Genomic DNA, 12,013 nt, shown 5'->3' on the forward strand with positions numbered 1-12,013 from the left:
GCGGGCGCGGGCGCGGGCGCGGGCGCGGGCGCGGGCGCGGGCGCGGGCGCGGGCGCGGGCTTCATCATCGGCCACGTGTTCGGGCGGACTATGGGGGCGCGATCGGCATCTTCCTCTGGGCCACGTGGCTTTCGCTGTCTGCAGGCATCGAAGCGAGCGGCGATCTCGTCGTGCTCAAATTTCAGGCAAAGTTCCCCTGATCGCCAAATGGCTGCTCGCGGTGGCGTTCGCCGTGAACTTCGTGGCGATGCCACGCCTCGGTTCCTGCCGCGCGCTCTTCGGGCTCGCGCGTGCCTATCAAGCGGCGGCGCTCGTGAACTTCAACTACACCTGATTCGAGTTGGCTTCGTGACGCATCCCCGCCGCCGCTGTGGACTTGATCTCGCATGCAAAATTGCTTGTCTTTGGCTCAGGGGACCCGCGCCCTGGACTGATTCAATTGATCTGAGCACGCCGGCAAGGCTTAACCCGGAAATCTGCACTTTTTGTTGAGCTTTCCGTTTTGTCGCGCGCAGGCGCCTGCAGAATCCCGCTGCCGTGTAAAAGCTGAACTGAATACGTGAGCATTGCAGCGTGCCCAACGTGCGTACCCCGATTACCCTGGAAATGTCCCCGCGTCACGCACACATCAACCTGGCCGCACAGTCCTCGTGCCATCCCACCTTGATTTCGCGTCCCCGCGAGTCCCTTTGCGGTGCTCCGTACACCACGGGTCACGGCGAACGCGCTTCGCGCACGGGATTTCCCTGCTCGACACGACCATCGAAATCACCAGGCACGATCTGGGATACACGGTCGTGCTACACACGGCGAGGCTGCGCGGCACCGACTTCGCAGATCCATGGACGTCGCGTTTTGCAGCTGCACATGAGGCTGCCCAGTTGTGACAGCGGGCCATTTATGCGTCGCGCGTACCGGTGACCGTCTGAATTTTCCGCCGGTCCATCGGGCTGATTTTCACGAGGAGAGAATGAGCTTCTTTCAGTTGAAATCCTCCGCCCCATGAAGGGGAGGAGGACTTCTGGGGCAAGCAGCCGCTCGGTGTGGCTGATACTGCAATGGTTTTTCCAAACACTGGCAATTGATTGATTTCTAGTGCGAACCATGTCCGCCGTTGCCGTTGCCGTTGCCGTTGCCGTTGCCGTTGCCGTTGCCGTTGCCGTTGCCGTTGCCACCACTTCCCTGACCGCCGTTACCCTGACCACCACTTCCCTGGCCGCCGTTACCGTGGCCGCCGCTACCCTGACCGCCGTTGCCCTGACCGCCGTTGCCCTGACCGCCGTTGCCCTGGCCGCCGCTACCCTGACCGCCGTTACCGTGGCCGCCGTTGCCCTGGCCGCCGCTACCCTGACCGCCGCTACCCTGACCGCCGTTGCCCTGACCGCCGTTGCCCTGGCCGCCGCTACCCTGACCGCCGCTACCCTGACCGCCGTTACCCTGGCCGCCGTTGCCCTGGCCACCGTTGCCCTGACCGCCGTTACCCTGGCCACCGTTGCCCTGACCGCCGTTACCCTGGCCACCGTTGCCCTGGCCGCCGTTACCCTGACCGCCGTTACCCTGACCGCCGCTACCGTGGCCGCCGTCGCCCTGGCCGCCGCTACCGTGGCCGCCGTTGCCCTGGCCGCCGTTACCCTGACCGCCGTTACCCTGGCCGCCGTTGCCCTGACCGCCGCTACCGTGGCCACCGCTTCCCTGACCGCCGTTACCCTGACCGCCGTTGCCCTGCCCGCCGTTGCCCTGCCCGCCGTTGCCCTGCCCGCCGTTGCCCTGCCCGCCGTTGCCCTGACCGCCGCTACCGTGGCCACCGCTTCCCTGACCGCCGTTGCCCTGGCCGCCACTACCGTGGCCACCGCTTCCCTGACCGCCGTTGCCCTGGCCGCCACTACCTTGGGCACCGCCACCTTGACCGCCACTACCTTGTGCACCACCACCTTGCGCACCGCCACCTTGACCGCCAGTACCTTGCGCACCGCTACCTTGGCCGCTGCCAGCCTGTCCTCCCGTGCCCTGACCACCGGCACCCTGCTGGCCGCCGTTGCCTTGGCTACCAGCGCTTCCAGTGCCAGTGCCGCCCGTGCTCCCTGCACCTGCGCCCCCACTATTTGAACTCCCCGCTGTGGTGCCTCCCACGCCCATACCAGCTATTCCAGCGTCACCTGCGCCACCGCTTGCGGCTCCCGCGGTCGCGGCTCCCACGCCGGCTCCGACGTTGTCAGAGTTCCCTACACCGCTGCCAGTACCACTGCCGATACCCGAATTCCCGATGCCGGTGCCCGTACCACCGTCCGTCGCGACGCCTGTCGTGCCGGCCCCACTGGACCCGGCACCATCGCCCGCGCCCGGTCCCGGGCTGCCAGCCAAGCCGACTCCTTCTCCCGCGCCGCGCGCGCCTCCCGGCATCTGCGGGCTGGTTGCAGCGAGAGCATCAGTTCCGCTTATTGACGAATCGATGCTGCCTTGTCGGAATAGCAGATCTGCGCCATTTGCGAGGACATCTGGCGCGTTCTCGGCAACGGACGGGCTCGCCACCCCCGTCGCCGCATGCAGACTGACCGTCAGCAGCGCCAGAATTTTCAATGGCATCCATTCCTTACGTCCCCGGTTCTTCGTATTCATTTTCCATTCCTAATTAATATTTTTTGATCGAAATCAACCCTCGGCATATCTCAAGCAGCGTCGCCGATGCCTCAGCGTTTGCCGCCCCCCTTTACGTGTCGTTAAGGTATCCGGGACACGAGGGGGCGACCGTTCGCTAACTCACTGAGCGATTGAAAGCGCGAAGAAATCTGGAATAAAGGACTCGATGGACGATTGCTGAGCGGCCCGGACTCAGAAAGTCAATCGTGTCGGCAGCTGATCGGTTGTCAGGCCAACGATCGCTTTGGCATAGACGTCGCAATTGGGCGTCCGGCAGGTTGCGGAGTGAATCAGGCTTCCGAATGAAGGCATGGCGGAATGTGCGGGAGGCAACATTTGGACGAACCCGGACTGATCGCGCTACCATAGCCGCGGGTCGCACCATCGCTACGAACACGCCCGGTACTTTGCGCCGACTATACCAACGCGCACCACTCAAACCAGGGCTGACGCAATGCAATAAACCCGCCCGGCAAGACGCTGGGCGGGCTCTTATATGAAGCGTTGGGCAAGGCAAACCTTTTCGACCCGGTCCATCAGTCTTCGTCCTTTACCCGGTGTGAGGGCTCAAAGGCGACGTCGTCGAACCCCCAGTCAGCGATCACCACAGCGGCGAGTGCCGCGAGGTATTTCCACGTGAGGTGTTCGCCCAGCCGGTGACCGTGAAGGACGGCGCTGATCAGTTGGGGTTCCATGTTTGTTTCTCCAGTTGAGGTTCATGCACCGGTGCATTAGCCGCGCGCGCAACTAGTTCCTACGATTGCAGTTCATTGGCGCATCGCACGGATCATGCTACGGGCTTCGGTACCCATAGACTCCCAGGGCGACGACGAGTCCGATCGTCCAACTGTGAATCATCGAACTGTTATTGGCCAAGCAAACCGCTTTCGCCCTCCGACCTTGGGGGTGGGCGTATCCGTTCTGAACCGCCGCCGCGCACTCTCGGCCGCTGCCGCTTTGTTGCTCCCAAGGTTCGCTGCGAAGGCGACGAAGAGCCTTGTCATAAACTCCTCCAGTCGTGAAAGATGCGGTAGCAATTGGTCGAGGTCGGGAACATCTACACGTAAGGACCTTTTGTCGCGTGCCAGACGAACCCGCACCATGTTCGGCGTGCGATTTGGGATGCGATCGAAAACGGCAAACTCCAGAATGTCGTCTACTGCGGCGTAACCCGCACGCACGGCTTCGCACACTCGCGTGAGGAACATGGCTTCGCCAAGCTTATCGATCGCTTCCAGCAACAGCTCACCGAGGAAGCTGCGGTCGTAATTCTCTTCTGCTCCGAGGCCCGAAAACGCGCCCATCTCCTCGCTCACCTGAAACGCCCGTGCGGTGCCGATGCCGTGCGACGCCACGCCGATCGCAAAACCGCGCACGTCGGCTTCGCGCACACGCACGATATCGAGAATCCAGCGCGCGCTCACGGCGCCACACGCCCGTCGAGATCACGAGCACGGCAGTGAGCGAGGGAATGCCGCCGACCCTCTCGGCGACGGCCATGGCGATGGACGTCGTGACCGACTTCGGCGCAAGCGACGCAAGCGTTTGATGCGAGGCACCGAAGAGCCTGGCGATGCCGACCGCCGAGACGATCGCGGTGAGCGATCCGGCCACCAAACCGCCAAGGAGCGGCAGCGCACCACGCCTGAGTTTGTCCCATTGCCGGTACAACGACAACGCAAGCGCGACCGTCGCAGGCCCGAGCAGGAAGTGGACGAACTGCGCGCCCTCGAAATAGGTGCGATACGGCGTATTGGTGATCTTCAGCGCTGCGACGACGATCGCCACCGCGATCAGCACCGGGTTGGCGAGCGGATTGTGCTTCGCGCGCGCATGGATACTCAGCGCAATCAGATACGCGACGAGCGTGACCGTGAGGCCGAGCAGCGGCGAGGCGGCAAGGTAGGCCCAGATCGCGTCGAGTTTAGCGAACGGCAGCTGCGTATTCATCACGCGCTCTCCCCTGCGTTTTCGTGACCACGCTGACGCCGCAGCAGCGCACGCGTGACGAGCGCGGTGACGGCGATGCCGAGCGTCGTGCTCACAACGAGGCTCGCGATCACGGCAAGCGCTGCGCCGCGCACGGCCTGAGCGCAGACCATGATGCCCACGCCCGCGGGAATGAAGAGCAGTGACAGGTGGCGCAGCAGCTCGAGCGCGGTGGGCTCGATCGCCTCGGCCGCACTGGGCCGGAACATTGCGAACGTGAACAACAACAGCATGCCGATCACGGGACCGCGGACGGGCAGCGAGAACACGCAGGAAACGCTCTCGCCGAGGCACTGGAAGATCAGTCAGGTGGCTGGGGAACGGAGCATGGTCGAATCGGTGCGGTACTCGAGTCAGGCACGCGTGCGCCGCAGCAAAATGCCCGCTCTGTTGCCGAGGTTTGCCGAACCCATCGACCTACTACTGAAACAACCACGAATTGCCCAACGGATTCGCCGCAGACGAGCCAGGCGCAATTGCGCGCCCGCGAGCCACGCGCGCCACACGCGCAGCGGGATGGGAAGCGTGCACAACACGACAGTGTGTGCCGCCCACGCGGCGCGCGGACGGCCAATGCAAACGCGGCGCCTAGAACGCGCCACGATTCGCGGGTGATGACGTGGGCTACCCCGCCGCACCAGCAGTGTTTGCAGGACGCATCGGATTCATGCTGCCAAAAAGCCGCCTCCTGAGCGAATCAGAGGGCAGGAGCTTCATGAAATCTGCATGGTCAGACGTGACCCGCTTGAAGTCGGCATCGCTAAGATACGTCATCGCCGCCCAGATATCGTCCTTCGCCCGCTTCAGGTACTCCTGCTTGAATTCGCTGGCAATTTGACCAACCGCCCACGCATGGGTGTTGAGCTTGACTCGCAGCAACTGCTCCGAAACCTGCTGTGCTCCGAGCTTGCGCGTAAATGCATCAAGAAGCGCAAAGATATCGAAATGCACGAAGAGCCGGTTGTCGGTCACCGCTACGTCCTGCCCCGGGCGCTGCAGTCGATAGTTGTAGATAAAGTCTGGGATGGCCTTGAACGAACGGCTCAAGCTCAATGCTTCGAACTGAAACGGCAAGTCGTCAAAACGACGGATCTCGTGGTAGAAATCCAGTCCGTTTTCCAACAGGAATCGGCGCTTGTAAACCCGGCGCCAGATCGTTGGCTGCGTCGTGAGCAGCCCTCGAATCCTGCCCTGGTCCGTTATCTTTTCACGGAAATCATTCGCTACCCAGGTTTCGTCGATCAATTCCGATTTGCTGGTTGACTCGTAGTATTTGACGAATCCGCCTTGCACGATGTCAACGGAGCCAAGAAATGCGGCCTGGCAAAGCCGGCGAAGCGAATCCGGAAAGAGCCAGTCGTCCGGGTCGACGAACGCGACATATTCCCCCTTGGCTTCCCGCAAGCCTGCCGATCGTGCCGAAGCACAACCGCCATTGGGCTTGTTGATAAGCCGGATGTTCGGATATTTTCTGGCCCATTGGCTAATGACTTCCTCCGAATTGTCAGGAGATCCGTCGTTGACCGCGAGAAATTCCGTGCCTTGAGGGGCCGCAGCTAGCAGCGATTCAAAGCAAGCCGGCAGGTACTGCGCGACGTTGTAGATCGGCAGCACCACCGAAAGGAGATCTTTCTCCACCAGCGTCTCGTGGAGAAAGTGCTGGCGGTCGTCACTACGCACGAACGCAGGAATCCCCAGCTTCTTGAGAGCAAACTTGATCGCGACCGGATCTTCATCGCGATCGAGATAACCAGCCAAGTATCCGCATTCGTTTGCTGTCATATGCGACAGCACCGCGCCAACCGAGTTGGGCCAGCGGGAAACGAAAACCAGGTCGAATCGTTCGACATTCGCCGCGGCGCGTACATTGGCAAAGGAGATCGCGGGTACATCCTTGATTGATGTGAAACGCCGCAGCTTGCTCCGATCCTCGCTATAGGAAAGCGGATGATTGCTCCGGTCCGCATAAAGGCTGGCCTGATCGGTCGCCCCATCCGTGAGCGCACCTTCAATTATCGAAATATTGACCAGGCCATTGTTCTTCGCGTTCCGCTTTAGCAGCTTGATGGCCGGGCCGAACGACTCCACTACGCAAACAGGCCGGTTGGGGAACAGCGACGCCAGAAACAGGGGAATCACGCCAGAACCCGCTCCGAGCACCAGCACAGACTCGATCTTTCGGGACGTGATGATGGACTGGAGGTTGAAGTGATCGCTCCTGAGCCAGTGCGCATCAACTGAAAAACCGAACTGCTCCGCTTCATCCTCAATAGATAAAGTCGCTCCGGTAACAGGCAATTCAAGAAAGTGCATTTTGTTCTACCCCACCCGCTATTTCACAGAAATTGCCTTCACCAGGCCGGCGAAGAATTTCGGAAGATCCTTCGAGACAAGATGATTAAGAGCAACATTTATTGCATACCGCTTTTCTCGGCTGCGACTCAAATATCTCGAATAAAAACCCTTCGTCATCGAGAAAATTCGGAATTTCTCGGCATTCCCGACGCTTTTCGAGGAAAAGAAGCTCGCCAGCCACGGCTTCGGCACCGTCCCGAAGAATTCCCTGGTGGCGATATCAAACGAGCGCGCCATCCTGGACGGCACGCTGCCAAGACACCATCCGATGGCGCGCGATGCTGCCCGTAGAAAAACAATGCCGACCTCAGGCCCCGCGCCGTACTCGTTCAGATCCCGAGCGGCCATCGCAAAGACTTTGAGAATGTCGTAGCGGCGGTCGTCGTTGCGCTCAGTCAGCTTGCCCGAACGCCCAACCCGGTAGTAATAAAGCGGCTTGTTAATCAGCAAAACGCTGCCGGCCAGCATGAATGTCGAAAAGTGAACCGGAAAATCTTCATACAGCACGCCCTCCGGATATTTCATTCCGATAAGCCTGACGAAATCCGTCCTGAATATGCGGCGCGACGTATTGGGTTCCAGCAAGAAAGCGTTGAGGGTCGTGCGAGGCGCCAGCATGCGCACTGAATCACGCGGGCAGAGCTCGTTAAAAAGCCAGTCATCGTAGAACGGATAATAGTCCTGCTTGACCTGGTCGTAAACGAGCGCATTGGTCAATGCCATATCGAACGACTGTCTGGCATCGTTCTTCACGAGTTCTTCGATAAACGACGAGGCGATCCAGTCGTCGCTATCGAGGCAACTAATATATTTCCCGCGCGCCAGCGGAATTCCGGCGTTTCTGGCAGACGACAGGCCGCCGTTTTCTTTCGTGACGATGGATATGCACGGGTACTTCGCCTCGTAACTGCGCAACAGGTCGAGCGTTCCGTCCGTCGACCCGTCATTTACCAAAATGATTTCGAAAGGCGAATCAAAACCATTAACGGCGGTCTGCGATTGGTTCAGTATTGAAGAAATGGTGTGCCCGACGTAATCTTCAACATTGAAACACGGGACTACAAAACTAATAAACGGTTTATTTGACATTTTCCAACTCACAATTCGGCCTAGCTTTTACCGTCTTTTGTGCGCGCACCGCTTTCCCTAATGGTTGTCGCTTTTTCGGACCTCCATTAGTGCACCAACTGAGGAATGCAAAAAGTAACACGTCCAAAGCCGCTGCCCACAGCCACCCTTGCTCAACAATTCGCCAATCGCGCATCTGCATCAAGGAACCGCACCGCAGTCATGCCCCGACCCTGCAGTGCAATCTTGCCCCCATGCATCAACCGACCCGATCAGAATATTCCGAGAAAGAAATCCTTACAAAGTATCACGTTCAGCAAAGAATTGGAATGCTTCCGCAACAAGCCTTTCGCAGATTTAAACCATTTCTGTAGTACGCACACCACAAAGCACTCACCACCATTACAATTAGCCGTCAAAAGTCAACCGCACGTGAAACCAGACACTCGTTGCCGCTGCGCGATGAGGCCGGGGGTTGGCCGCATCCGTCAGTTAAACTATCCGCCTTGCCCGCAACCCAGCATCGCCGCTCGCGAGCGGCTCGCACCCCGTACGCGTTTTGATTGTCCCTTCCCGGAATGTCGTGCCCGTGAACTCTCCCGCCCCCCCTGTACCCGGACTCACCGACACTCGCCGCCTTCACGTCGCCCTCGTCTGCAACACCGCATGGGCGATCTATACCTACCGCCAAGGCTTGCTGCGTGCGCTCAACGCAGCCGGCGCGCAAGTCACGGTGATCGCGCCGCGCGACCGCACGTTCGAGCCACTGGCGGCAATGGGCTGCAACTGCATCGACCTGCCTGTCGCCTCGAAGGGCACGAATCCGCTCAACGATTTGCGGACATTGCTTGCGCTCGTCAAGCACTATCGCGCGCTCAAGCTCGACGTCGTCTTCCATTACACAATCAAGCCGAATATCTACGGCTCGGTCGCGGCGTGGCTTGCACGCGTGCCATCGGTGGCGGTCACGACGGGACTCGGCTACGTGTTTATCCAGAAGAGCCGCGCAGCGCTGGTCGCCAAACGCCTCTACCGCTTCGCCTTTCGCTTTCCGCGCGAAATCTGGTTCCTGAACCGCGACGACGAAACCGCTTTCAAGCAGGAAAATCTGCTCGCGCATCCCGAACGCGCGCGCCTGCTGCACGGCGAAGGCGTCGATCTGGACGAATACGCCTTCGCGCCGCTGCCCGAGCGCGATGCGTTCGCCTTCGTGCTGATCGGCCGGCTGCTGTGGGACAAGGGTGTGGGTGAGTATGTCGAGGCCGCGCGCCAGTTGCGCTCACGCTACCCGCATACGCGCTTTTGCCTGCTCGGCCCGGTGGGCGTCGACAACCCGAGCGCGATCACGCGCGAGGAAGTGGCCGCATGGGAGCGCGAAGGCGTGATCGAGTACCTCGGCGACACCACAGATGTGCGACCTTATATCGCTGACGCCGACTGTGTCGTGCTGCCGTCGTATCGCGAGGGCGTGCCGCGCACGCTGATGGAAGCGAGCGCGATGGGCCGTCCGATCGTGGCGACCGATGTGCCCGGATGCCGGGAAGTGGTGACCGATGGTGAAAACGGCCTGCTCTGCCCAGCGCGCGATTGCGGATCGCTCGCGTCAACGCTCGCGCGCATGCTCGACATGCCCCCGGCGGTGCGCGCCGCCATGGCAAAACGGGGCAGGATAAAAATCGAACGGGAGTTCGACGAAAAAGTCGTCATTCAGCGCTACCGTGAACTGGTCGCCGAAGTGGCCGGGACCACCTTCTGAGTGTCTGCCAGGTATAGCGGCAAGAACATCAAAAGTTCATAAATTTTCCAACAAACACAAAGTGATACAGACTACTGGGGGCTAAATGCGTACAATCGCGGTAGCAATAATTCGCGATGTCGATACAGTGACATCGCTTCCCCCGCCCTGTATTCAAATCGTATTGACCCCGCATGACTGCAACGAACTCGAAAAGCACGATTCTCGTCACCGGCGGCGCCGGCTACATCGGCTCGCATACGTGCGTTGAACTGCTCGCCGGCGGCTACGAAGTCGTGGTAATTGACAACCTTGTTAATAGCAGCAGGAAGTCCATCGAACGCGTCGAGAGCATCGCAGGAAAGTCCGTGGCGTTTTATGAAGCGGACGTGCGCGACGCCGCCGCGCTTGAGCGCATCTTCGGTGCTCATTCGATCACCGGGGTCATCCACTTCGCAGCGCTGAAGGCCGTCGGCGAATCGGTGGCAAAGCCGATCGAATACTACCGAAACAATCTCGACGGCCTCCTCACGGTGCTCGATGTCATGCGCGCGCACAACGTGAAGCAATTCGTGTTCAGTTCGTCCGCTACGGTGTACGGCGTGCCGCGCAGTTCGCCGATCGACGAGTCGTTTCCGCTTTCGGCCACCAACCCGTATGGCCAGACCAAACTGATGGCCGAGCAGGTCCTGCGGGACCTCCAGGTTGCAGACCCGAGCTGGCGCATCGCGATCCTGCGCTACTTCAATCCGGTCGGCGCGCATGAAAGCGGGCTGATCGGCGAAGATCCGGCGGGAATTCCGAACAACCTGATGCCGTTCGTCGCCCAAGTGGCAGTCGGAAAGCTGGACAAGTTGCGCGTGTTCGGTGGCGACTACGACACGCCGGACGGAACCGGCGTGCGCGATTACATCCACGTCGTGGATCTCGCTCGCGGGCATCTGGCGGCGCTCGACACGCTGGTGTCCCGCGAGGAAAGCTTGACCGTCAATCTCGGCACCGGTCGCGGCTATAGCGTGCTGGAAGTCGTGAAGGCCTTTGCGGCAGCTTCTGGCCGCGACGTGCCTTACGAGATTGCCCCCCGTCGCCCTGGCGACATCGCGCAATGCTACGCGAACCCGGCCTCCGCGAAAGAGCTCCTCGGCTGGCAAGCCGAGTTCGACATCGACCGCATGTGCTCCGATCACTGGCGCTGGCAGGAACGTAACCCCCAAGGGTACGTCTGACGCGCTTGGGCGTACCAGTGGCAAGACACGCGAGTCCATGATGGGCCAAGTTGTCGTCACCGGCGCAAACGGCTTCGTCGGCCGCGAATTGTGCCGCCAGTTGCTCGCGCGCGGCCATCGTGTGATTGCCCTCGTGCGCACACCGGGCAGCGCAGTCGCGGGAACCGATGAATGGGTGTTCGCCGGCAAGGATTACGCCGGCATCGGCGCAGCCTGGCCGCGCGAGCTGCAGCCAGACTGCATCGTGCATCTCGCCGCGCGTGTGCACATTCTCCGCGATGACGCGCTCGACCCGGACGCGGCGTTTCACGCAACCAATGTTGAAGGCACCATACGCCTCGCTCGCGCCGCACGCGAACGAGGCGTCGGCCGCTTCGTCTATGCCAGCAGCATCAAGGCCATCGCCGAAATGGACAACGGCCGTCCGCTGCGAGAGGACGACGCGCCCATGCCGCAAGACGCGTACGGACGCTCGAAGCTCGCGGCAGAAGCCGCGCTGAAGCAGTTTGGCGCGCAAAGCGGGCTCGACGTGGTGAGCGTGCGCCCGCCGCTTGTTTACGGGCCGCAGGTGCGCGCGAATTTTCTGCGCATGATGGATGCGGTGCGTCGCGGTATGCCGCTGCCGCTAGGCGCAGTGCAGGCACGCCGCAGCCTCGTCTACGTCGGCAATCTTGCCGATGCGCTGGTCCAGTGCGCATTCGATCCGCGCGCAGCCAATCAGACCTTTCATGTGGCCGACGACGTCGCGCCGAGCGTGCCCGAATTGCTCGAGCAGATTGGGGTAGCGTTGGGCCGGCCCGCCCGCCTGCTGCCGATCCCGCCCGCGGCGCTGCGTGCATTGGCACGGCTGGCGCGACGCCCTGCCCTGGTCGACCGGCTCACGTGTGACCTGCGAGTGGACTCCTCGCGCGTGCGCAGCACGCTTGGCTGGCAACCAGGCATCAGCCTGGCAGACGGCCTGCGGGAGACTGCCCGCTGGTACTTGTCGAATCACTGAGAGTCT

The 12,013-nt window shown here is 61.2% G+C and carries 9 protein-coding genes and 2 pseudogenes; 5 read left to right on the forward strand and 6 right to left on the reverse strand.

Going from position 1 to position 12,013, the window contains the following annotated elements; all coding sequences use genetic code 11:
- A pseudogene (locus EYW47_RS42275) lies at positions 1 to 334 on the forward strand (hypothetical protein); the annotation flags it as partial.
- A gap of 770 nt (positions 335 to 1,104) precedes the next feature.
- Complete coding sequence (locus EYW47_RS42530; protein ID WP_165976797.1) at positions 1,105 to 2,106, forward strand: hypothetical protein; 1,002 nt, start codon at positions 1,105 to 1,107, stop codon at positions 2,104 to 2,106.
- Between the two features lie 1,067 nt (positions 2,107 to 3,173).
- Here EYW47_RS42530 and EYW47_RS41205 read toward each other — a convergent pair.
- From EYW47_RS41205 to EYW47_RS37740, 6 genes and pseudogenes are all read right to left on the reverse strand, one after another.
- Complete coding sequence (locus tag EYW47_RS41205) at positions 3,174 to 3,332, reverse strand: hypothetical protein (RefSeq protein WP_165976798.1); 159 nt, start codon at positions 3,330 to 3,332, stop codon at positions 3,174 to 3,176.
- Between the two features lie 159 nt (positions 3,333 to 3,491).
- Positions 3,492 to 3,941, reverse strand: coding sequence for a hypothetical protein (locus tag EYW47_RS41510; RefSeq protein WP_205710227.1), 450 nt, complete (start codon positions 3,939 to 3,941; stop codon positions 3,492 to 3,494).
- A pseudogene (locus EYW47_RS37725) lies at positions 3,918 to 4,587 on the reverse strand (LrgB family protein); the annotation flags it as partial. The pseudogene EYW47_RS37725 and the gene EYW47_RS41510, both read right to left, overlap by 24 nt.
- The gene (locus EYW47_RS37730; RefSeq protein WP_240764098.1) at positions 4,587 to 4,931 is read right to left on the reverse strand and encodes a CidA/LrgA family protein; all 345 of its coding nucleotides are present in this window, start codon (positions 4,929 to 4,931) and stop codon (positions 4,587 to 4,589) included. The gene EYW47_RS37730 and the pseudogene EYW47_RS37725, both read right to left, overlap by 1 nt.
- A gap of 319 nt (positions 4,932 to 5,250) precedes the next feature.
- Entirely contained in the window at positions 5,251 to 6,939 is a 1,689-nt protein-coding gene (locus EYW47_RS37735) for a glycosyltransferase (protein WP_133199902.1), read from the reverse strand.
- An 18-nt stretch (positions 6,940 to 6,957) separates the two neighbouring features.
- Positions 6,958 to 8,070 (reverse strand): glycosyltransferase family 2 protein, encoded by a 1,113-nt coding sequence (locus EYW47_RS37740; protein ID WP_133199903.1) that lies wholly within the window; start codon positions 8,068 to 8,070, stop codon positions 6,958 to 6,960.
- 568 nt (positions 8,071 to 8,638) lie between these two features.
- Between EYW47_RS37740 and EYW47_RS37745 the strand changes: the two genes are divergently transcribed.
- The 3 genes from EYW47_RS37745 (at position 8,639) to EYW47_RS37755 (ending at position 12,007) form a co-directional block, all read left to right on the forward strand.
- The gene (locus tag EYW47_RS37745; protein ID WP_133199904.1) at positions 8,639 to 9,805 is read left to right on the forward strand and encodes a glycosyltransferase family 4 protein; all 1,167 of its coding nucleotides are present in this window, start codon (positions 8,639 to 8,641) and stop codon (positions 9,803 to 9,805) included.
- A gap of 173 nt (positions 9,806 to 9,978) precedes the next feature.
- Positions 9,979 to 11,010: a UDP-glucose 4-epimerase GalE gene (galE, locus tag EYW47_RS37750; protein ID WP_133199905.1), complete on the forward strand. Its 1,032-nt coding sequence runs from the start codon at positions 9,979 to 9,981 to the stop codon at positions 11,008 to 11,010.
- A gap of 40 nt (positions 11,011 to 11,050) precedes the next feature.
- Complete coding sequence (locus EYW47_RS37755) at positions 11,051 to 12,007, forward strand: NAD-dependent epimerase/dehydratase family protein (protein WP_133199934.1); 957 nt, start codon at positions 11,051 to 11,053, stop codon at positions 12,005 to 12,007.
- Positions 12,008 to 12,013: the final 6 nt, after the last annotated feature.

Origin of the sequence: Paraburkholderia silviterrae, from assembly GCF_004353915.1 — a bacterium.
GTDB classification, from domain to species: Bacteria; Pseudomonadota; Gammaproteobacteria; order Burkholderiales; family Burkholderiaceae; genus Paraburkholderia; species Paraburkholderia silviterrae.